This window comes from Vibrio sp. ZF 223, from assembly GCF_003050585.1.
In the GTDB taxonomy this organism is placed as follows: Bacteria; Pseudomonadota; Gammaproteobacteria; order Enterobacterales; family Vibrionaceae; genus Vibrio; species Vibrio crassostreae.
Genome location: NZ_PIGB01000008.1, coordinates 114,354 through 137,199, shown reverse-complemented (window position 1 = coordinate 137,199; position 22,846 = coordinate 114,354). Strand labels below are relative to the sequence as shown.

The 22,846-nt window shown below is 41.1% G+C and carries 22 protein-coding genes; 19 read left to right on the top strand and 3 right to left on the bottom strand.

Features of this window, described 5'->3' with window-relative positions; all coding sequences use genetic code 11:
* Positions 1–206 precede the first annotated feature (206 nt).
* The 5 genes from CWO13_RS16035 (at position 207) to CWO13_RS16015 (ending at position 5,067) form a co-directional block, all read left to right on the top strand.
* Complete coding sequence (locus CWO13_RS16035; protein ID WP_048612491.1) at positions 207–641, top strand: rhodanese-like domain-containing protein; 435 nt, start codon at positions 207–209, stop codon at positions 639–641.
* 122 nt (positions 642–763) lie between these two features.
* Complete coding sequence (gene secB / locus CWO13_RS16030) at positions 764–1,231, top strand: protein-export chaperone SecB (protein WP_009847959.1); 468 nt, start codon at positions 764–766, stop codon at positions 1,229–1,231.
* Between the two features lie 178 nt (positions 1,232–1,409).
* Positions 1,410–2,465 carry an NAD(P)H-dependent glycerol-3-phosphate dehydrogenase gene (gene gpsA, locus CWO13_RS16025; protein ID WP_108083195.1) on the top strand — a complete coding sequence of 352 codons (1,056 nt, stop codon included), beginning with the start codon at positions 1,410–1,412 and terminating at the stop codon, positions 2,463–2,465.
* Between the two features lie 267 nt (positions 2,466–2,732).
* Complete coding sequence (cysE, locus tag CWO13_RS16020) at positions 2,733–3,554, top strand: serine O-acetyltransferase (RefSeq protein ID WP_009847961.1); 822 nt, start codon at positions 2,733–2,735, stop codon at positions 3,552–3,554.
* A gap of 361 nt (positions 3,555–3,915) precedes the next feature.
* Positions 3,916–5,067 carry a murein hydrolase activator EnvC family protein gene (locus tag CWO13_RS16015; protein ID WP_108083194.1) on the top strand — a complete coding sequence of 384 codons (1,152 nt, stop codon included), beginning with the start codon at positions 3,916–3,918 and terminating at the stop codon, positions 5,065–5,067.
* A gap of 642 nt (positions 5,068–5,709) precedes the next feature.
* On the opposite strand, the gene CWO13_RS16010 is transcribed toward CWO13_RS16015, so the two are convergent.
* Positions 5,710–6,348 (bottom strand): TetR/AcrR family transcriptional regulator, encoded by a 639-nt coding sequence (locus CWO13_RS16010; protein WP_076676097.1) that lies wholly within the window; start codon positions 6,346–6,348, stop codon positions 5,710–5,712.
* A gap of 124 nt (positions 6,349–6,472) precedes the next feature.
* A complete protein-coding gene (locus CWO13_RS16005) occupies positions 6,473–7,636 on the bottom strand; it encodes a nucleotide sugar dehydrogenase (RefSeq protein ID WP_108083193.1) in 1,164 nt (387 codons plus the stop codon).
* A 152-nt stretch (positions 7,637–7,788) separates the two neighbouring features.
* Between CWO13_RS16005 and rfaD the strand changes: the two genes are divergently transcribed.
* The 14 genes from rfaD to CWO13_RS15935 all read left to right on the top strand — a co-directional run bounded on the left by rfaD (position 7,789) and on the right by CWO13_RS15935 (position 21,736).
* On the top strand, positions 7,789–8,730 hold the full coding sequence (gene rfaD / locus CWO13_RS16000; RefSeq protein ID WP_108083192.1) for an ADP-glyceromanno-heptose 6-epimerase: 942 nt from the start codon (positions 7,789–7,791) through the stop codon (positions 8,728–8,730).
* A 142-nt stretch (positions 8,731–8,872) separates the two neighbouring features.
* Positions 8,873–9,829, top strand: coding sequence for a lauroyl-Kdo(2)-lipid IV(A) myristoyltransferase (gene lpxM, locus CWO13_RS15995; RefSeq protein WP_108083191.1), 957 nt, complete (start codon positions 8,873–8,875; stop codon positions 9,827–9,829).
* A 16-nt stretch (positions 9,830–9,845) separates the two neighbouring features.
* Complete coding sequence (locus CWO13_RS15990; protein ID WP_108083190.1) at positions 9,846–11,045, top strand: O-antigen ligase family protein; 1,200 nt, start codon at positions 9,846–9,848, stop codon at positions 11,043–11,045.
* A complete protein-coding gene (locus tag CWO13_RS15985) occupies positions 11,038–11,790 on the top strand; it encodes a glycosyltransferase family 25 protein (protein WP_108083189.1) in 753 nt (250 codons plus the stop codon). The genes CWO13_RS15990 and CWO13_RS15985 overlap by 8 nt, the downstream gene beginning before the upstream one ends.
* 61 nt (positions 11,791–11,851) lie before the next feature.
* Complete coding sequence (locus tag CWO13_RS15980; RefSeq protein WP_108083188.1) at positions 11,852–12,952, top strand: glycosyltransferase family 52; 1,101 nt, start codon at positions 11,852–11,854, stop codon at positions 12,950–12,952.
* Between the two features lie 47 nt (positions 12,953–12,999).
* Complete coding sequence (locus tag CWO13_RS15975) at positions 13,000–14,190, top strand: UDP-N-acetylglucosamine 4,6-dehydratase (RefSeq protein WP_108083187.1); 1,191 nt, start codon at positions 13,000–13,002, stop codon at positions 14,188–14,190.
* A gap of 12 nt (positions 14,191–14,202) precedes the next feature.
* Positions 14,203–15,354, top strand: a complete 1,152-nt coding sequence (locus CWO13_RS15970; RefSeq protein ID WP_108083186.1) for a LegC family aminotransferase — start codon at positions 14,203–14,205, stop codon at positions 15,352–15,354.
* Positions 15,354–16,346: a GNAT family N-acetyltransferase gene (locus CWO13_RS15965; protein WP_108083185.1), complete on the top strand. Its 993-nt coding sequence runs from the start codon at positions 15,354–15,356 to the stop codon at positions 16,344–16,346. Before CWO13_RS15970 ends, CWO13_RS15965 begins: the two co-directional genes overlap by 1 nt.
* 8 nt (positions 16,347–16,354) lie before the next feature.
* Positions 16,355–17,356, top strand: a complete 1,002-nt coding sequence (neuB, locus tag CWO13_RS15960; protein ID WP_108083184.1) for an N-acetylneuraminate synthase — start codon at positions 16,355–16,357, stop codon at positions 17,354–17,356.
* A complete protein-coding gene (neuC, locus tag CWO13_RS15955; RefSeq protein WP_108083183.1) occupies positions 17,356–18,519 on the top strand; it encodes a UDP-N-acetylglucosamine 2-epimerase in 1,164 nt (387 codons plus the stop codon). The genes neuB and neuC overlap by 1 nt, the downstream gene beginning before the upstream one ends.
* Complete coding sequence (locus tag CWO13_RS15950) at positions 18,503–19,489, top strand: pyridoxal phosphate-dependent transferase (protein ID WP_108083182.1); 987 nt, start codon at positions 18,503–18,505, stop codon at positions 19,487–19,489. The genes neuC and CWO13_RS15950 overlap by 17 nt, the downstream gene beginning before the upstream one ends.
* Entirely contained in the window at positions 19,486–19,989 is a 504-nt protein-coding gene (locus CWO13_RS15945; RefSeq protein WP_108083181.1) for a GNAT family N-acetyltransferase, read from the top strand. Before CWO13_RS15950 ends, CWO13_RS15945 begins: the two co-directional genes overlap by 4 nt.
* Positions 19,986–21,044 (top strand): nucleotidyltransferase family protein, encoded by a 1,059-nt coding sequence (locus CWO13_RS15940; protein WP_108083180.1) that lies wholly within the window; start codon positions 19,986–19,988, stop codon positions 21,042–21,044. Before CWO13_RS15945 ends, CWO13_RS15940 begins: the two co-directional genes overlap by 4 nt.
* Complete coding sequence (locus CWO13_RS15935; RefSeq protein ID WP_102479808.1) at positions 21,044–21,736, top strand: acylneuraminate cytidylyltransferase family protein; 693 nt, start codon at positions 21,044–21,046, stop codon at positions 21,734–21,736. The genes CWO13_RS15940 and CWO13_RS15935 overlap by 1 nt, the downstream gene beginning before the upstream one ends.
* A 20-nt stretch (positions 21,737–21,756) precedes the next feature.
* Here CWO13_RS15935 and CWO13_RS15930 read toward each other — a convergent pair whose 3' ends face one another.
* Positions 21,757–22,836, bottom strand: coding sequence for a glycosyltransferase family 4 protein (locus tag CWO13_RS15930; protein WP_108083179.1), 1,080 nt, complete (start codon positions 22,834–22,836; stop codon positions 21,757–21,759).
* Positions 22,837–22,846: the final 10 nt, after the last annotated feature.

The following is a 22,846-nucleotide window of genomic DNA, read 5'->3' as shown; positions in this document are numbered from 1 at the left end:
TACCGCCCATTGATCACAAAGCGAAACCACACTACGCATTCAAAGTTAAAAATGTAAATTTTCCTATTATCTATGTATGAGTAGATATAATCAAAAAAAAATCGAGTTATCTGCATCAGTAAGCTAACTCTATGTACACCAAGCCCAAAACCTCGCTATACTCGTTGCCTAGAATTTTCGCCCAATAACGAATAAGAGTTCAAGATATGCAAGAGTTAGTTCCATTTGTTCAAGAGAATATGATTTTAGCCATCGTATGGATCGGCTTGGTTGTTGCCATCATTGCGAACGTTATCAAGACATCAAACGCAGCCTACAAAGAGATCACGGCAGCGCAAACCACACACATGATTAACCGTGAAAACGGTGTTGTGGTTGATATTCGTACTAAGGATGAGTTCAAAAAGGGCCATATTACGGACGCAGTTCACATTTTGCCGTCAGACATCAAAGCAAATAGCTTTGGTAGCCTTGAAAGCCGCAAAGCAGACCCAATCATCGTAGTATGCAAGACAGGTCAAACCGCTCAAGAAAGCGCAAATTTGCTGGTTAAAGCAGGTTTCGAAAACGTAAGCGTACTGAAAAGCGGTTTAGTGGCTTGGAGCGAAGCTAACTTACCTTTGGTTAAAGGTAAAAAGTAGTTAAAGGTGAAAAACCTTTAAAGACAAGCAGTAAGCTGACCTGATTACACGAATATGACTTTAAGGTTTTGTCCGGCAGATATGACGAACAAAACCTAATTTAAATTTTTAAGGACAAGAAAATGGCTGAAGCAGCACAACAAGACGCACAACAAAACTTCGCAATCCAACGTATCTTCCTAAAAGACGTATCCTTCGAAGCGCCAAACTCTCCAGACATGTTTCAAAAAGAGTGGAACCCAGATGTAAAACTGGACCTAGACACTCAAAGCCGTGAACTTGGCGAAGGCGTGTACGAAGTAATTCTACGTCTAACTGTTACAGTTAAGAACGCAGAAGACACAGCATTCCTTTGTGAAGTTCAGCAAGGCGGTATCTTCTCTGCAAGCGAGATGGAAGCAGGTCAACTGGCTCATTGCCTAGGTGCATTCTGCCCGAACATCCTATTCCCGTACGCTCGTGAAACAATCTCTAGCCTAGTAGTTAAAGGGACGTTCCCACAACTGAACCTAGCACCAGTAAACTTTGATGCATTGTTCATGAACTACCTACAGAACCAAGCACAGCAAGCTGAAGGCGAACAGGCTTAAGTCTCAAAGTAGAACTTAACTCTAACGATTCAAGCGCTAGTTAGCTTTTAAATGCACATCGCAACTTCTGCGATGTGCATTTTTTCTTTACACTGTACTAAGATTGAAAGCTCTTCTTATTTTAGTGGATAGCTTTTTCAGAACTCTTCGATTTCCCTCATTATTTTTAGGTGGAAGCATGACAGAAACAACTCGCGCGACAGCCGCTTACGGTAAAGACAGCGCTTACGGTAAAGACATTGCGATGACAGTGATTGGCGCAGGTTCTTATGGGACATCTTTAGCGATATCTCTAGCGCGTAACGGTGCCAATGTTGTTCTTTGGGGACATGACCCTGTTCATATGAATCGCCTTGAATCAGAGCGTGCAAACAATGAGTTTCTACCAAATATAGAATTCCCAGAAAGTCTGATTATTGAATCTGACTTAGAAAAAGCAGTGACTTCAAGCCGAGACCTTTTGCTTGTCGTCCCAAGCCACGTATTTGGCGTTGTGCTTAACAGCGTTAAACCTTACTTAGCATCAGACTCTCGCATCTGTTGGGCGACCAAAGGCCTAGAGCCAGAGACAGGCCGTTTACTTAAAGATGTCGCACACGATGTACTTGGTGGTGGTTACTCACTAGCAGTTCTATCTGGCCCTACTTTTGCCAAAGAGCTTGCGATGGGTATGCCGACAGCAATTTCAGTTGCCTCGCCTGACGAAAACTTCCTAAAAGAGCTCCAAGAAAAAATTCACTGCGGTAAAACATTCCGCGTGTACGCAAACTCAGATTTCATTGGTATGCAGCTTGGCGGCGCAGTGAAGAATGTTATCGCAATTGGCGCAGGCATGTCGGATGGTATTGGCTTTGGTGCTAATGCACGTACCGCTCTTATCACACGTGGTTTAGCTGAAATGAGTCGGTTAGGCGCTGCTCTTGGCGCGCAACCAGAAACCTTCATGGGTATGGCTGGATTGGGTGACTTAGTACTAACCTGTACCGATAACCAATCGCGAAATCGCCGTTTTGGCTTGGCGCTAGGCTCAGGTAAAGACGTCGACACGGCTCAAGAAGAAATTGGCCAAGTTGTCGAAGGTTATCGCAACACCAAAGAAGTTTGGTTATTATCAGAACGCATGGGCGTTGAGATGCCAATTGTTGAACAAATTTATCAAGTGTTGTATCAAGGGAAAGATGCACACTTAGCAGCACAAGATCTACTTGCACGAGACAAGAAGTCAGAAAGATAGAAAAGCGGTAGAGAGATTCGAGTAAACGAGATGCGAAAAGAGTAAAAGCAGAAACGAGATTCGGGTAATCGAGATGCGAAAAGAGTAAAGGCAGATACGAGATTCGGGTAAACGAGATACGAAGAGAGTAAAAGCGGATTGAACGCTCAAAGAAGGCTGCTTTTCGTTATCCGCATCTCTCTACTCTAATCTGTTCTTTAGATCTCGCTCCTCGTATCTCGCATCTCGGTTACTCGCATCTGCCCCTTAAAAATAATGGATGGTAAAATGAAACACTGTGAACAACAAAAAGTTTGGCAATGCATTGTGAAGGAAGCTCGACAGCAGTCTGAGCAAGAACCTATGCTTGCGAGTTTTTATCATGCCACCATTATCAACCATGAAAGTTTAGGCGCTGCCCTTAGCTACATTCTGGCAAACAAGCTTAAGACAGCGTCAATGCCTGCAATGGCTGTTCGTGAAGTGGTTGAACAAGCATTTAAGCAAGACCAATCGATTATTGATGCTGCCGCTTGTGATATCTGCGCGACAGTAAATCGAGATCCTGCGGTCGAAATGTACTCGATGCCTCTGCTTTATCTAAAAGGCTACCACGCTCTGCAAGGTTACCGAGTGGCCAACTGGTTGTGGAAGCAAGGTCGTATTGCGCTTGCCACTTACCTACAGAACCAAATCTCAGTTGCTTGCCAAGTTGATATTCACCCAGCAGCTCGTATCGGTAAAGCTATCATGCTCGACCACGCGACAGGAATTGTGATTGGTGAAACAGCCGTCGTTGAAAATGATGTATCTATCCTTCAAGACGTGACCCTTGGTGGTACGGGTAAAGAAGGTGGCGATCGTCACCCTAAGATCCGCGAAGGCGTAATGATTGGTGCCGGCGCTAAAATACTCGGCAACATTGAAGTGGGTGAAGGCGCTAAGATTGGTTCTTGCTCTGTAGTTTTGCAAGCCGTACCACCTCATACAACAGTCGCTGGGGTTCCTGCAAAAATTGTAGGCAAACCAAAAACCGATAAACCATCTTTAGATATGGACCAAGGGTTCAACGGTCGCTCGCAAAACTTCATCCATGGTGATGGGATTTAAGAGCAGATACGAGATTCGAGTAACCGAGATACGAAAAGACTAAGAGCAGATACGGGATGCGAGTAACCGAGATGCGAAGAGCTTAAAGCAGATTCGGGATGCGAGTAACCGAGATACAAAAAGACTAAGAGCAGATGCGGGATTCGAGTAACCAAGATACGAAAAGACTAAAAGCAGGTTCGGGGTTCGAGTAACCTAATACGAAAAGACTAAGAGCAGGTTCGGGATACGAGTAACCGAGATGCGAAAAGACTAAGAGCAGATGCGGGATTCGAGTAACCGAGATGCGAAAAGACTAAGAGCAGATGCGGGATTCGATTCAGTGAAATTCGAAAAATCAAGAGCAGATGAATACAACTAAATGACGATAATGATGAAACAAATTCGAGCTATTAGCCGGACTCTTTTGATATCAGCCAGCCTTTGTGTTGCTCTTTTATCTACATCGTTATTTGCCGCCTCTCAAGGGGAGTTGAAAGGCGTATCGAGTGAAATATCTCGCCAACAGAAAAACCTGTCTTCTCAACAGAAAAAACTCGATAACCTACAAGCAAGCCTCAAGAAACAAGAGCTATCCATCGCTTCGCTTGAAAAAGCGATTCTAGACAGTAAAAAGCAACTCAATACGGCTAATGCAAATATTGCTAACTTAGACACCAAGATTAAAGCGCTTACGGCTCAGAAAAAAGTCCATACCGACAAGTTAGAGCAACTGATTCAGACTTACTATATGACAAGCCGAGCTAAAGCTTCTTCTCACATCCTCAATACAGGTGTGGAAGAAGATCGTATCAGTCACTATTACCAACACCTTGCCAAAGCGCGATCTGCAACAATCAAAACGATTGAACAGACACAACTTGAGTTAGAAGAAAGTCACAAGCAGCGCCAACTTGAGCAAGAACAGATCGCAACACTGTTAAAACAGCAAACAACAAAGCGCGACAAGTTATCTCAAGCGCAAACACAGCGTAAGAAAACGGTTGGCAGCATCAAGAAAAACATCTCAGGTGACAAGAATTACTTAGCAGAGCTTCAGCGAAATGAAACCCGCCTGAAAGCCGAAATCGCCAAAGCAGAGAAAGCAGCTCGTGAAAGACGTAACGCTGTTCCTATGGATGGTTTAGCCAAATATAAAGGCAAACTGCCTTGGCCAATCAAAGACAAAGTTCTACATAACTACGGCTCACGCCAAACGGGTCAAATTAACTGGAAAGGCATGGTGATCAAAGCTAAGTACGGCCAGCAAGTTAAGTCTGTTTACTCAGGCACAGTAGTATTTGCAGAGTACTTGCGTGGTTATGGCTTAGTGGTACTACTTGACCACGGCAAAGGTGATATGACGCTCTACGGCTTTAACCAAGCACTTTTAAAGAAAGAAGGTGACAAGGTTAAAGCGGGCGAAGCGATTGCACTTGCTGGTGACACTGGCGGCCAAACTCGCCCATCACTGTACTTTGAAATCCGCCGAAACAGTCAAGCTCAGAACCCGAAGAGTTGGTTGGTTAGATAAAAGCAGGTACGGGATTCGAGTAGCCGAGATACGAAGAGCTTAAAAGCAGATGCGGGATGCGAGTAACCGAGATGCGAAAAGCTTAAAAGCAGACGCGGGATGCGAGTAACCGAGATGCGAAGAGCTTAAAAGCAGACGCGGGATGCGGGGAACCGAGATGCGAAGAGCTTAAAGCAGAATCGGGGGCAAATGTTCCAGAGACAGAAAGGTTAAGAGTAGGTTCGAGGAAAAGGTGCTAATTAATCTTGAGCAACCCAAAAGAGTTAAGAGGCCTTGAACTAGTCACTTACAAAACCTCGTCATTCCAGAATTGAGGAACGAAATATCTGGAATCTCAGTCTCATATATTATTTGTCGTGTTTAATTCACCACAACACAAAGATTCCCTATCACGCTCGTACCTCGCTGTAGGGAATGACGTCGCTATTTACAATGCGTGATGAAGACATCGATACGAATAACGCTAACCAAGAGCTTTAGAAAGCGAGTGCAGTAATCGTATTAATGAGTAACCACCGCTCTTCGTATCTCGAATCTCGGTTACTCGCATCTGCTTTTAAACTTTTCGTTTACTCGTATCCCGTTACTCGAATCTGCTCTTTCCCGATCTTCGTAACCCGTATCTCGCTTACTCGTCTCTTTCTATTTAGAATTCAACGCCCTTACACCATCTTCCAATAATGTCAGTTGCTCAAAACCTTGTGTTGTCGCAATTGGTTTAACGGTCGCGATCATCTGCAACATTCCTTGATGTACCACTTGCTCAGTAATTTGAGCTTTTGGAGACATCGCAGACTGATACGCCAACCAACCCGATGCGATCAAGTGAAGAGAAGTGACCATCGACTTCATTTCCGTATCCGTTGCTTTGAGCAAGTTCAACTCAACAAAGGCTCTCATGATATCGACAAGGTTGGTTTGCAATCTTTCTTGCACGGCCATGTAATCAAGGTGGAGTTTTTCATCACGTGACAATATTTCAGGCAGATTCGCATAGAAGAATCGGTACTTCCACATCAGTGTGAAGATAGAATCTAAGTAGGTTTTTAGTAGCGTCAGGCTTTCTTGTTGCCCTTGAATCGGTGTGAACCGTTCGAGTAGTTCTGTTGAATAGAGAGTGAAGATATCACGTACAATTTCTTGTTTGTTACGGAAGTGGTAGTAGAGGTTACCAGGGCTAATCTCGATATGCTCAGCAATATGATTGGTCGTAATACTACGCTCGCCGTGCTCATTAAAAAGCTCTAGAGCAGCGTAAACAATCTTGTCACGTGTTTTCATTAGTTATTAGTATCCCTATCCGTTTAGTGGCTCAGTATATCGCCACTAAACGGATAGATCGAGCTGTTAACATCTGGTCTAATTAGCATTAGCTTAAATAGAGCCGAATCAATCACTACTGTAATCAATCACTGCCAAACAGATCTCGTGTGTAAACCTTATCTGCAACGTCTGCGATTTCTTCTACCATTCTGTTAGATACAATCACATCTGATACGGCTTTGAACTCTTCTAGGTCGGAATAAACCTTCGAGTTAAAGAAATGCTCTTCTTCTAACACAGGTTCGAACACCACCACTTCAATACCTTTAGCTTTCAAGCGCTTCATAATCCCTTGAATAGAAGATGCGCGGAAATTGTCAGACCCCGCCTTCATGATCAAACGATAAATACCTACAACTTTAGGCGAGCGCTTAATAATAGAATCCGCGATGAAATCTTTGCGTGTGCGGTTAGCGTCAACAATAGCGCCCACAATGTTGTTAGGTACATCTTGATAGTTAGCTAATAGTTGCTTGGTGTCTTTCGGTAAGCAGTAGCCACCGTAACCAAATGAAGGGTTATTGTAATGATTGCCAATTCGAGGGTCTAAGCCCACACCTTCGATAATCTGGCGAGAATCCAAACCATGCGCCTCGGCGTAAGAATCGAGCTCATTGAAATAAGAAACTCGCATCGCTAAGTAGGTATTTGAGAATAGCTTTACCGCTTCCGCTTCCGTGGAGTTAGTAAATAGCACGTCGATATTCTCTTTTTCAGCACCTTCAACCAGCAGATTTGCAAACACTTTAGCTCGCTCAGAACACTCACCAACAATGATTCGCGATGGGTGTAGGTTATCATACAGAGCCTTACCTTCACGTAAAAACTCTGGTGAGAACATAACGTTTTCGCAACCGAGATCTTCTCTGATCTGTGCGGTGTAACCTACAGGAACCGTTGACTTGATTACCATTACAGCATCTGGGTTCATCTTCATAACATCTTTGATAACAGATTCAACGGAGGATGTGTTGAAATAGTTAGTTTTAGGATCATAATCAGTAGGTGTTGCGATAATAACGAACTCAGCATCTTTGTATGCTGCTTTGTCTGTTGTTGCTCTAAAGTTAAGCTTCTTACTTGATAAGAAGTGTTCAATCTCACTATCAACAATTGGAGATTGCTTTTTATTAAGCATCACCACTTTGTCTTCAATAATATCAACAGCTACAACTTCATGGTTTTGTGCCAATAACATCGCATTTGATAAGCCAACATATCCAGTACCGGCTACTGCAATTTTCATATTAATACCTATAATTTTGAGTTATTTACTCAATTTAATCCATAAATTCACTGGTCATATCATACTCTGCTTGGAGAATTATTCCACTAGCCCGCCTTATCCATTCCTTGCTATACTCGTGCTAGTTTTGTATTCAAAAGAGTTAGAGAATTATGATTATCGTAACTGGTGGTGCTGGCATGATTGGCAGCAATATTGTTAAGGCGCTTAACGAAGCTGGGCACAACGATATTCTAGTCGTCGACAACTTAAAAGACGGTAAGAAGTTTAAGAACCTTGTCGATCTAGATATCACAGATTATATGGATCGTGATGACTTTCTAACTCAAGTAATGGCTGGCGATGACTTCGGCCATATTGAAGCGATTTTCCACGAAGGTGCATGCTCTGCTACCACTGAGTGGGATGGCAAGTACATGATGCTCAACAACTATGAATACTCAAAAGAGCTACTTCATTACTGTGTTGAGCGTGAAATTCCCTTCCTATATGCCTCTTCTGCTGCCACTTACGGCGAAACCGATACTTTTATCGAGGCGAGAGAATACGAAGGTGCCTTGAATGTCTACGGCTATTCAAAACAACAATTTGATAACTATGTTCGCCGACTAACCGCAGATGCTGCAGCGCATAACGAAACGCTTTCGCAAATCGTAGGGTTTCGTTACTTCAATGTTTATGGCCCGCGCGAGCAACACAAAGGCAGCATGGCCTCTGTCGCTTTCCACCTAAACAACCAAATGAATGCCGGTGAAAACCCGAAATTGTTCGCAGGTAGCGAAACCTTTAAGCGTGATTTTGTGTATGTGGGTGATGTCGCTGCTGTAAACTTGTGGTTCTTTGAGAATGGGGTATCAGGCCTCTTTAATCTAGGTACTGGCAATGCTGAGTCGTTTGAAGAAGTCGCCAAGGCAGTTATCAAGCACCATGGTAAAGGTAAAATCGAAACGATTCCTTTCCCTGAGCATTTAAAAGGCGCTTACCAAGAATTCACTCAAGCTGACTTAACCAAGCTTCGTAATGCAGGTTGCGATATTGAGTTTAGAACAGTGGAAGATGGTGTCGCTGAGTACATGAAGCTCGTAAACGCATAGCTGTAGCTTAATATTTCAGATTAAGACTATAATAGTGCCCCCTACTTTTTAGGGTGCATTATTAGGCAATCTAGTACACATAATCATTCCCCGAGTGACCGATATAAAGTTAACTCTCTGATTTAAATAATGTAGTGAACGAATGACCACACAACGTAATGATTTTGATCCAAAAGCTTACAATCCTGAGTTTGAATGGGGATTTCTAGCACCTAAATACTGGGGCACTTGGATTGCTGTTCTATTGTCGTCTCTAGTCTGCTTCTTACCTAATAGCATTCGTTTAGCATTAGCTAAGTTTATGGCTAAGCAAGCTGTAAAAATTAAGAATAAGGCTAACCGCCGAGCTCGTGTAAATCTTGAGATGTGTTTCCCGGAACAATCTGTAGAACAGCGCGAAGAAACTCTCTATCAATCATACGTTACTTCCATCTCATTTTTGATGGGCTTTGCTTCACTGACACTAAAGAGCAAAGATTGGTTAGAGAGCAATACCTCGATTAACGGCTTGAGCAACCTAACCGATATTACAGACAGTGGCGAGAATGTGATCTTGCTAGTACCACACACATGGGCTATCGATATCCCAGCGGTATTATTGGCATCGCGTGACCTTCCGGTATCTGCGATGGCGAAAGCGCAGAAAAACAAACTCAGTGACTGGCTAATGCACCGACAGCGCGTGCAATACGGCGGTCGTGTTTACGACCGTAGCGGAGGCATCAAGCCTTTCATCAAGTCAGTACGTGATGGGTACCTGGGTTACTATCTCCCTGATGAAGATCTTGGCCGTGAGCACAGTGTCTTCGTTGACTTTTTTGCTACACAAAAAGCAACTATTTCAGGCCTTGGTCGATTATCTAAGCTGAGCAAGGCTAAAATCGTACCTTTGTTTGCTCAATACGATAGCAATACTGGTCGGTACACGTTGGATTTTTACCCTGCCCTTCCATTCCCGACCGGAAGCGAAGAGAACGACGCACGTATGATGAATCGATGCATTGAAGATTATGTGAGTAAGAATCCAGAACAATATATGTGGATCTTAAGATTGCTTAAGACTCGTCCTGATAGCAATATAAATCCTTATAGTAGTTAGAATTACATTGAACAGTATGAATATTATTAATAAAAAACAGATTTATACAGCACTCTTACTATTACCTTACTTTTTTGCTGTTACGGGCATGTTAGTTTTGGATAGTGGTGATAAGAAAATGATCCCACTGTTTTTAATTAGTATCATCGTTAGTATATTAGTATTTAAAAAAGAAACAATATTAAATAACATACAGAGTCCGCTTGTATGGTTAATTGCCACTTCATGTATATATACTGTGTTTAGCTATTATTATCATGGATCCAGTTCTAGAGAGCTAAGAGCACTGATTGGAGTTACTCTTTTCCTTATAGCTTTTCCATACCAAATGCTTACTCAAAAAACAATTCAATGGGTAGTTTTGATCGGTAGTTTGGCAATATGTGCCAATAGCGTCTATTTCAACCTTTATATAAATACAGGACGAAATGCTGGCTATATAAACCCGATACCCTACGCAACAGCGTGTGCCTTGATATCCATAATCGCTTTCTCTTTATTATTAGATACTTGCTCCTTAAAGGGAAAAGTACTTCCTTTGATAGCTTTTTTGCTGTCACTTCCACCCATAATTCTAAGTGAGACTAGAGGCATCTGGTTAGCGTTCAGTTTGAGTATCTTTTTTATATTCATTGCTAAATGCATTAATAACCCGCCTTCAAAAAGTAAAATATTACTTGTCTTTATATTTACAGCGACTCTAACCTCTACTGGTGCCTTCTTATTTAAAGATAAAATAAATGAGAGATATAACCAAACCATATATGAGGTAAAAAAGATTCAATCAGGCGATTATAACACCTCCGTTGGACTTAGGTTACAAATGTGGATGTTAGCGCCAGAATTAATAAAACAAAAACCAATACTAGGGCACGGACAAGAACAAAGGGAGATATTAAAAGATAAGTTAGAACATGGTGAAATATCTAGTTCGCTATATCACTATGCTTCAGCCCACTTCCACAATCAATTTTTAGATAAAATGGTTAAGTCTGGAATTATAGGTTTGATGTTTGTAACTTTACTTCTAGTTTATCCACTAATGATGATAAAAAATTTACCACCATCCGATACATATATGGTGATTGGTTTAGTTAGTTTATTTTCCATTGCGGGTTTAACTGATGTTCCTTTTAATCATGCTCAGCCTATGATGTTATATTTATTGTTCCTGGTCCCTATTTGTTCAAGATGTAAGAGAGTTACTAATGACTAAAATATTTGTCATAAATTTAGAGTCTTCCACAGATAGAAAAGAAAATATTAGTCGTCAACTAGATGAACTATCTCTTCCTTTTGAACTATTTTCTGCCGTGGATGGCAGAACATCGCCTCCTAATCCGCTGCTTAAGCGTTATAATGATGATTTAAGCCAAACATACAGGGCAAAAACACTAAGCGCTGGTCAGTTAGGGTGCTATGCAAGCCATTACTTATTATGGCAGAAGTGTGTCGAACTCAACCAACCAATCATCGTAATTGAAGATGATGCTCTTATATTTAAAGAGGTATTCCTTAACTTCATACAAGATATTAGTGACATACCCGAAACTGTAGAATGTGTAAGATTATTCAAAAATAAGCGCCGTAAGTATGATTCTTACGAAGTGTTCGAGGCTAACTCGACTAGCATTCATAAGTTCACTAAAGGGCATATGAGTGCAACAGCCTATTTCTTAAGGCCTTCAGGAGCTACAAAATTCCTTGAACACTCAAAAGAGTGGTATATGGCTGTCGATATTTATATGGATCGATTCTGGCAAAACGAAGTCGAGTGCTACGGCATTGCAGTACCCTGTTTAACGAATGACCCAAAGTTTGATTCTGATATCGGATATGAAAAACGCACAAGCACCAGAAGTTTATTCAAGAAATGTAAGCGTGAATGGTTCAATTTAAACGAAACCATTCAACGTCACTTACACAATATAAAATTCAAAATTAGCATTAAAAAACAATGAACTTTACGTGGTTAAAATGCTCTTACACAGACAAATTAGCTCAGTCTTATCGAGGTGAATTATGATGGATGGGAATTCAAATCTTTATATTTGTTCTACGGTAAGACATGTCATGCTAAGTGTTTTTCATGCGGTTAAGTCAAATAAATACTCCACCATTGTATTATTTAGTGACTACCAAAACATTCCATCTACACTTATAAGTACATCTAACCTACCAAGCAATATTAAAATCATATTGGCTAGTAGAGATGAACTAACCTCCGGAGTAAAGCGAAAAGGCCTAATTGGTAAATTTATAATAAAATCTTCCATGCTCGGATTGCGTATCCCTAATTTATTAAAAAGTTCTTTGATTTCCTATATTAATGATTATAAAAACATACTTCCAGATTTAGGTAGCTATGAGCTTTTTGTTTTCAATGACGACAATAAAATGTCTAGATTATTTAGGTTACTGGTTCCAACCTATAAAATGATTGAAGATGGAATGAGGAACTACATTGAAATTCCTATTCATAGTCCAGTAAAAAAAATATTTAGAAGATTTAAGGGATACCCTTCAAAAACAATGATCATGGGCGAAAAAAAAGAGTGTCTAGAAATTCACCTTCTTTCACCTGAGAAATCACCATCAAAAGTAAAAGACAAAGTAAAAAAACTTACTCTATCAAAATCAGCACACGCAGTTGAGGTAGTATCAGAACTATTCCAAGTCGATCATTACACAAATGAAAAAAGAACGATCATTCTTGCTACTCAGCCGACATCTAAAGAAAACGCTCTACGATTCAAAGATATCAACTTTGTCAAAAAGGTCTATCAAGACATTTATAAACAGGCAACCAATGCAGGCTATAATGTTGTTTTAAAGCTCCACCCTTCTGAGCCAAAAGACGATTACAACAAACTCTTTGAGGGCGTTGAACAATTACCACCTAAGCTTCCGGTTGAACTGTTCCTGATGCTGTCTAGTAAGAAAATGGGAATTGTGTCGTTATTTTCATCGGTTGGTATGGGATTGGAAGAGTACTGTGACGTTTTTCAGATATTGAAACAAGAAGAAATAGCCAAAACAATCAATACTATTGCAAGCTTTGAGCAAAACCCTGCAGAGTTAGATCTCAGGATTAAGCAAGTTTTACAAAAAATTGAATTATAATTACCTAAATTAATTTTCCCATTTAGTTCAACATAAAGAGTAACTCGATGACTAATGCCTTATCACTAATCGGTCGTACGGAGATGCTGTTCAATTCTGATATAAAACAGCATCAAAATGAACTAGCAGACATAATATCAAAATCTAGCTTTCTTGTTTTAGGTGGAGCTGGCTCTATTGGCCAAGCTGTTACTAAAGAAATCTTTAAACGTAACCCTAAGAAGCTGCATGTTGTAGATATTAGCGAAAACAACATGGTTGAACTGGTTCGTGATATTCGTAGCTCATTTGGGTACATCGATGGTGATTTTCAAACATTTGCCTTAGATATTGGCTCTCTCGAGTACGATGCGTTCATCAAAGCAGATGGCAAGTTTGATTATGTATTGAACTTATCCGCACTTAAGCATGTTAGAAGCGAGAAAGATCCTTATACATTGATGCGCATGATCGATGTAAACGTTTTTAATACAGATAAAACCATTCAACAATCTATTGATGCTGGCGCTAAGAAGTATTTCTGTGTATCAACAGACAAAGCAGCGAACCCAGTCAATATGATGGGCGCATCAAAGCGTATTATGGAGATGTTCCTAATGCGTAAAAGCGAGCAGATGGCTATCTCAACAGCACGCTTTGCCAATGTTGCATTTTCGGATGGTTCATTGTTGCATGGTTTCAACCAGCGTATTCAAAAGCGCCAACCTATCGTGGCTCCAAACGATATCAAGCGTTACTTCGTGACACCTCAAGAGTCAGGTGAGCTCTGTTTAATGTCGTGTATCTTTGGTGAAAATCGTGACATTTTCTTTCCTAAACTGAGTGAAGCACTTCATCTTATTTCGTTTGCTGATATTGCCGTGAAATATTTAGAGCAACTTGGCTATGAGCCTCACTTGTGTGAAACAGAAGAAGAAGCTCGACAATTGGCTCATACACTTCCTGAACAAGGAAAGTGGCCCTGCCTGTTCACAGCAAGCGATACAACGGGTGAGAAAGACTTTGAAGAGTTTTTTACGGATAAAGAAGAGTTGGACATGTCTCGCTTTGCAAATCTTGGAATCATTAAAAACGATCCACTTTATGATCAAGAATTACTCACCTTATTTGAAGACAGCATTTTGGGTATGAAAGGCGAGAAAGCTTGGACTAAGGATCAAATCGTAAAACTCTTCTTTACCATGATCCCTGATTTTGGACACAAAGAAACGGGTAAATACCTCGATAGTAAGATGTAAGCGGAGTAAGTAATGAAAGCGACATCTATTGTTGAATTTGTTAGAGATACTTATAAAACTAATGAATTCATTCCGTTGCACGCACCAACGTTTAATGGCAACGAAAAAGCCTATGTTATGGAAACGATTGAAAGTACTTTTGTTTCTAGCGTTGGTAAATTTGTGGATGACTTTGAGCGAAAGATTGAAGCGTATACAGGCGCGGCTAAAGCGGTAGCGACAGTCAATGGCACTGCTGCACTACATGCGGCCTTATATATGGCTGATGTTCAACGAGGGGATCTTGTTATTACACAAGCTCTGACTTTCGTTGCAACTTGTAACGCTCTTTATCATATGGGTGCCGAGCCTATTTTTGTGGACGTTTCTCCAGTGAGCTTAGGACTATGCCCTAAAGCCGTGGATGCATTCTTAACGGAGCACGCTGAAGTAACCAATACGGGGTGTATTCACAAGAATACAGGCAAACGAATTAAAGCGGTTGTCCCTATGCATACCTTTGGTCATCCTGTAGAGCTTGATGAGCTGGTTGCAGTTTGCCTGAAATGGAATCTTGTTCTAGTAGAAGATGCAGCAGAAAGCCTAGGTTCTTTCTATAAAGGTAAGCATACCGGTACTATTGGTGATGTGAGTGCAGTCAGCTTCAATGGCAACAAAATCATTACCACTGGTGGTGGCGGTATGGTTCTATGTAAAACTCAAAAACTAGGAGCACGAACCAAGCATGTCACTACGACAGCGAAAGTGCCTCATCCTTATGAATTTTTCCATGATGAGCCAGGTTTTAACTACCGCATGCCGAATCTGAATGCTGCGCTTGGTTGTGCACAGATGGAAGTGATTGAGCAATACCTTATTCAAAAACGCAGTCTTGCTAATCAATACATAAGTCTGTTTGAAGGGACTGACATTAAGTTTGTTGTCGAACCCAAGTACGCTAAATCCAACTATTGGTTAAATGCCATTATTTGTCCTGATGTTGAACTTCGTGAACATATACTGCAGGAGACGAATGCTGCTGGTGTCATGACTCGCCCAATCTGGAAGTTAATGCATCGTTTACCAATGTTTGAAAATGCCATGTGTGGCGATCTAACTCAATCTGAGTTTATTGAAGCGCATCTGGTTAATTTACCTAGCACTCCAATTCTTAGAGCTGAATGATGATGAATATTACCATTACAGATTTGCCGTCAGACATATACTACCAGCGAGAATACTCTGCGCTATATGAAGGCGATGGTGAACATTTTGAATTTCAGTATGATGAGGATAGCTCTTATGTTCGGTTTAGTGCTTTAAAACGTCCAATCCGAAGTGTTGCTGGGCAAGATATCGCTGAAGAGTTGTATGATTTAGAAACACCTTACGGTTACGGAGGTCCAATTTCTAACTCTTCAGATACGTTATTTTTGCAGCGTGCATTTAGTGCCTACAGAGAGCATTGCAAAGCTCAGAACATTGTGTGCGAGTTCATCCGTTTTCACCCTTTTAATACTGTCGGTGAAATGCCGTCGTTATTTGACATGCATTTCCCTGAGCGCCAAGTCGTTATTGTTGATCTAGAAAAGAACACAGAAGAGCGCCGAAAATCATACTCAAAAACAACAAGAAACATTGTTAAGAGAGCTGAGAAAAACTTATCTGTCGATACAACATCAGTACAACTCTCTGATTTTATGGAGATGTACTATGAAACAATGAAGAAAAACTCAGCCAGCGACTTTTTTTACTTCCAAGAAAGCTACTTCAATGATTTGAATGCTTTAGATGGTGTGTCTTTACTCGCCACAAAGAAAGAAAGTACATATGCTTCAGTGGGCTTTTTCATGTCCGGTAAAGAACTCGCGCACTATCACTTGTCTGCTAATAATCAGGATATCGCTAAGGAAAATGGCAATTATTTGCTACTTGATGCCGCTTTTGAGCATGCTAAAACCCAAGGTTGTCGCTACATGATGCTAGGTGGAGGTCGAACCTCTTCTCCTGACGACAGTTTATTCAAGTTTAAGTCGAAATTCTCTCCTTTAACGATGCCATTTTATATTGCAGGGCTGGATTTTTTGCCCGAAAAACGCCAGATGTTGAATCGAATATGGATTGACCAAAGTAAAGATTCTACTACTCCGAAACTATTCCAGTTATACCGAGCTTAGAGGTAACTATGACAAACAAGACTTTTATTATCGCAGAAGCAGGTGTTAACCATAATGGTGACATTGGTCTAGCTAAGAAATTGATTGACACGGCGGTAGAGGCTGGGGTTGATGCTGTAAAGTTCCAAACTTGGAAAACGGAGTTACTCGTCACTGAAGATGCTCAAATGGCTGAGTATCAAGTGGAGAACACTCAGCGAGAAGAAACTCAGTTTGAAATGCTGAAACGTCTTGAATTGACCTACGATGATTTTGCCGACTTAAAAGCATACTGTGACGCGAAAGCGATCACTTTTATGTCGACACCTGATGAAGAACAGAGCGCAACGTTCCTTGATGCTCTACAGGAAGTCTTCAAAATAGGCTCAGGGGAGTTAACGAATACACCTTTCCTACGTCATATTGCTGGTTTTAAAAAGCCCGTTATTATCTCTACTGGGATGGGTTACTTATTCGAAGTTGAACATGCTATAGCTACGCTTGTTGATGCGGGCTTGTCACTTGAAGAGATTACCGTTCTGCACGCGACGACAGACTACCCGACATCACCAGAAGACGTAAACCTAACAGCGATGCTAACGATACAAAAAGCCTTCCCGGGTATTGCCGTTGGGTACTCAGATCATACGTTAGGTATTGAAATCCCAATTGCCGCTGTGGCTATTGGGGCTAAAGTTATCGAAAAACATTTTACTCTAGATAACCAAATGGAAGGTCCTGACCACAAGGCAAGTCTAGAACCTAATGAACTGTCAGATATGGTAACCGCTATTCGCAACATAGAAAAAGCGATGGGCTCTGGTTGGAAAATACCAACCAAAACGGAAAAAGCGAACCGCGATATTGTAAGAAAGAGCATTATTGCTGGTAAGGCGATTTCAGCTGGCCAAGTTATCTCAGCAGAAATGCTTGAAATCAAGCGCCCAGGTAACGGTATTTCTCCAACTCGATGGGATGAAGTTGTTGATTCTATAGCGAAGAAAGACTACCAAGTTGGGGAGCTGATCTGATGCGTAAGATATGTGTAGTCACGGCGACAAGAGCGGAGTACGGATTGTTAAAGTGCTTACTGGAAGATATTCAAAATGATTCAGCACTTGAGCTGCAAGTTGTATCTACAGGCAGTCATTTATCTCCGGAGTTTGGTTTAACGAATCAGCAAATTCTCGATGATGGATTCGTCGTAAATAAGACAGTAGAAATTCTTCTTTCCTCAGATACTCCCGTTGGAGTAAGTAAGAGTATGGGTCTTGCGCAAATCAGCTTTTCAGAGGCATTTGATGAGTTAAAGCCTGATATTGTTGTTGTATTAGGGGATCGTTATGAATTGATCCCTATCGTTTCCGCGGCAAACATTGCGCGTATTCCAGTGGCGCATTTGAGTGGTGGGGAGCTTACAGAAGGTGCAATCGATGAGTTAATTCGTCATGCCATAACGAAGTTATCCCAACTACATTTTACTGCTATGGACGAGTATTCCACTCGAGTTATTCAGATGGGTGAGCAACCAGAGCGTGTATTCACCGTCGGAGAAGTCGGCCTTGATAACTTACTTCGTATGCAGTTGATGTCGAAAGATGAGTTTGAAAACTCCATATCTTGTAAATTAAAAGAGCGGAATTTACTTTTCACTTATCACCCTGAAACTACACAAGATATCGTAGAAGTCGAAAGAGATTTTCGAGAGATCCTTAGTGCATTAGACACTTTGGAGCATACGTTAGTCATCTTCACTAAGGCGAATGCTGACGTAGGTGGTCGATTGATAAATAAGATGATAGACGAATATGTCGCAGGAAATACTGAAAAAGCGATTGCATTTACCTCTCTGGGACAACTTCGTTATTTGTCAGCGTTACAGTATATGGATGCTGTAGTAGGAAATTCTTCGAGTGGTATTGTGGAAGCGCCGTCGTTCAAACTTGCGACGATTAATATTGGTAACCGTCAAAAAGGGCGAGTGCGGGCCAGCAGCACAATCGATGTGAGTGTAAACAAGGCTGAACTCACTTCGGCATTAGCTGAGGTTTATACTCCGGAATTTATGGCATCTTTAAAGCATATCGTGAATCCTTACGGGCGTGGTAACAGCTCTGAGAAAGTTGTGCAAACTCTTAAAACCGTTGAACTAAGCAGTTTAAAAACAAAGCAATTTTATGATGTTAAGTACTGAGACTAAAATGGTCGGCGGAGAGCAAGAACTTGAGAATGAAGGTCTTTTCTATGGTGTAACCAATAGTGGACGTTCATCACTAAGGTGGGCAATTCGCTCTATGTCTCTTCAACGAAAGAAGGTTCTTGTTCCGGACTTCGTGTGTCAGATAGTTGTTGATGTCTTACTTGAATTTGATATTGAAGTTCAATTTTATCAAGTTCGAGAAGACTTTGAATTTGAGCTGCCCAACGAACTAGGAAGCATCAGTGCCATATATCTCGTGAAATATTTTGGCCACGAGAGTCACTCCTTCGACAAGCTAATTAAAAACACGGATACACCACTCATTATCGATGACGTATTTGGTATTGAAGCGCCTAAAATTCCTGCTGAAGTACCATGGTGTTACTTCAATAGTTTAAGAAAAATTACAGCTGTAGCTGACTTTAGCCAGTTAGTGTCGAGTACACCGTTAACAGAACTACGCAAAGAACGACTACCTAATTTTTCTACTCTTAAGTACAAAGCGAAATCTGCTAAATCTCAATACCTTAATGCTTCAGTAGGGAAAGAGAGTGATTACCTATCACTCTTTTCCAATGCAGAGAGCTTACTTGATGAATGTTCTGAAGTGTATGAGCCAGAAGACAGAAGTGTATTCTTAGCTTGTCAGTTTTCCCTTAATTACCGAAATGAGCAGAAAGCCCGAGTAGAGAACTTGAGAGTTGCTAAAGCAACGCTCGATTCAGAGCAGTTCATAGACATTAATGCAAACTTCCCATCTTTCTTGCCTTTATCACTAGTGAATCGCGATAGAGTTCGAAAGGCATTGATGGGGCATTCTATCTTTTTAGCTGTTCATTGGCCAAAAACCAGGCAAGCGCCTAGTTCACTATGTGACACTATTCTGTCATTACCGTTAGATAATCGTTATACGACGGAAGACATCAAGCGGATATGTGATTTGATAAGGGAGCTAGATAAGTGAAGAAATCAAGTTTAAAGTTGAAACTTGCCGACTACGATCATTTCGATGACTTTTTACAATTGAAGAGTGAATCTGGAAACATCTATTGGTCAGGTTTTATTCAAGCACCGAAACGAGAAAATTTAGAGCAACACTTCAGATATGCAATCGAAAGCAATACTAGAGAGTTCTACCTGTTGCTAGAAGAAAATATTGCGATTGGTTATTTGTACATAGACTATGATGAGTCTTCTAAGGAAATTGAAGTATCATATGGTATATCTGAGAAAAAGAAAGGTCATGGACTTGCTAAATTTATGATCAAGCAAGGGCTGTCAAAAATAGAATGTAAAAATAGCACCGTATTCGCTTGGATTGCAGTTTCCAACGTACCTTCGATCAAATCAGTTGAGGCTTTAGGATTTGTGAAAACGCAAGCTGAAGAAACTCGAGTATTTGCACAAGAAACAAACCCAGTGAAATTCTGTAGATATGATAAGTATAATGGTGATTGTCTATGAGCCATGAGTGGAAAAATGTCTTATTAGAGCCTTCTTCAACAATTTTAGAAGCTTTAGATATTATAAATAAAGAGGCTTTACGAGTTGCGTTAGTCGTAGGCAAAAGCAACCATTTAGTTGGAATAGTTACTGATGGTGATATCCGGAGAGGGCTATTAAATAAGTTATCTCTAACTGACCCTATTGCATTGGTTATGAATACAAGTCCAACGGTTGCAAATGTAGGAGCAAGAAGAGACGAACTAATTGATTTAATGGAATCAAAGGGAATTCTCTCTATCCCGTTGATAAAAGAAGGGCAAGTTGTCGGGCTCGAGACATTACAAGGAGTTCTCAGCAAACCCAAATATCAAAATCCAGTCTTTATTATGGCTGGAGGTTTTGGTACCCGTTTGAAACCTCTGACAGATAGCTGCCCCAAACCGATGCTAAAGATCGGTGATAAACCAATTCTTGAAACGGTGATACGAAGCTTTACTAAAGCGGGTTTCGTTAACTTTTATATCTCTACGCATTATATGCCCGAGCAAATTCAAAACCACTTTGGCGATGGTAGTGATTTAGGCATTAACATCACCTATGTCCATGAGAATGAACCGCTAGGAACCGGTGGCGCATTAGGCTTATTACCTGATAACCTACCTAAAGACCTGCCTCTCATTATGATTAATGGAGATGTTCTAACAAAGGTAGATTTTCAACGCTTGTTAGAGTTTCATATAGACAATAACGCTGATGCAACAATGTGTGTCCGTGAATACGACTATCAAATCCCTTACGGTGTGATAAATGGAGAAGGGAACAAAATAACGAGTATGGTCGAAAAACCAATACAACGTTTTTTTGTGAATGCTGGGATTTATGTAGTCTCGCCTCAAGTCATTGATTCTGTGCCAAAGAACCATCGTGTAGATATGCCTACGTTGTTAGAGCAACATATGAATACACGCAACAATGTATTGATGTTTCCAATCCACGAGTATTGGTTAGATATTGGCCGCATGGACGATTTCAATCGAGCGCAGGCTGATATCCATAGCTTAGAGATGTTCTAATGATTCACACTAAAAAAGTATTGGCGATTATCCCAGCCCGCGGTGGCAGCAAACGACTACCAAGAAAAAACGTGCTGCCTTTGGCTGGAAAACCATTAATTGGGTGGTCAATTGATGCAGCGAAAAACAGTAAATATATCGATCAAATATTCGTTAGCACTGATGATAAGGAGATCGCGGATGTCTCTTCCCGATTTGGTATCGATGTTCCAGAACTAAGACCTGACCACTTAGCATCAGATACCGCGACGACAGAGAGTGTTCTAACTTATACGTTAGAACAGTTTGGAAATGACATAGATATAATTGTACTGCTTCAACCAACATCTCCGTTGCGGACAGCTCAACATATCGATGAAGCATTGGATCTATTCATTGAAAAACAGGCTTTCTCTGTAGTTTCCGTTACACCATGTGAACACCCACCGCTTTGGGCTAACACGCTTCCAGAAGATGGCACAATGGGAGACTTTATTCGCCCAGAAGCATTAAAGCGATCTCAAGATTGCGGGGATTTCTTCCGATTCAATGGAGCTATTTACATCTTTGATGTTCGAAAGTTTAAGGAATACGGCGAAATTAGATACACAGAGGAATCCTTTGCCTACGTGATGGAAAATAGAGTTTCTTTTGATATTGACCAACAATTAGATTTTGAGCTTGCCGAATTTTTTATAAACAAAGAGGGCTAAATAGCCCTCCTCACTTTATATTATTGCTTAAGTAACTTCTCAAAAAATTCTAGATGCTTCTTAACCGTCACTCGTGAACTGAAGCTTTCATCTAGCCGATTCTTAGCCGCTTCGCTCATTGTTGTGCACTTTGCCTTATCTTGTGCGAGCTTGTCCATTGCCTCACCCAAAGCTTTTGCGTCTCCCGTAGGGACGATATAACCCGTTTCACCATCTACAACGAGTTCAGGGGCACCGCCAGTGGTCGTAACTACAGAAGTTGTGCCATTTGCCATTGCTTCAACAATCGTACGCGGTAGTCCTTCTCCGCTGGTCGATGGCTGAACTTGAAAATCTGCCATACACATGATCGAAGGGATGTCAGTACGATGACCAATGTAGTGAATTCGCTCACTCATAGGGCTCGCTTTCATCTCATCAAAGTGAGGCTCATAGCCGCTGCCCGCTAAGATCAAATGGAAGTTCGGTGCAGTAATGTATTTGGTCGCCTCAAGTAAAACAGATATACCTTTACTTGGCCTTACATGCGCTGCAGTAATCGCGACTACATCATCTTCATTCAAACCAAACTCAGAGCGCTCAGTTGGTGGTACTTTATACCAATCCAATTCATGCCCTTTGTATATGGTAACAACGTTATCTTTGTTCTTCCAAACGCGCTTCACCACATCTTGTCGAACCGCTTCAGAAACACATACTATGCCGTCTACACGAGGGTGAAGTTGCGTTAAATAAGCACTAGGGTCATGTCGATATAACCCGCCAGTAGTGCCTCGATAAACGACTAATTTAACGTTGAAACCAATACACGCAAACGCCGCATTAGGTATCGTCTTTGAGTTAAAAGCATAGCAGATGTCGTAATCATACGTTTTCAGCTCGTGGCGAATCTTTTTAATAGTATCAAAACAAATTTTACGCTTTGGATAACCATCTACCACTCGAATGCCGCACTCTTCTAGCTTAGATACATGTTCAGACTCACCTTGGGTCATGATAGTGACTTGGTGACCTTGACGCGCAAGCTCAATAAAGATCGCGGCCTCAGGGCGTAAACTGTTCCATGCATGTAAGTAAGATGCACAAACTAAAATCTTCATCTCTCAGTTC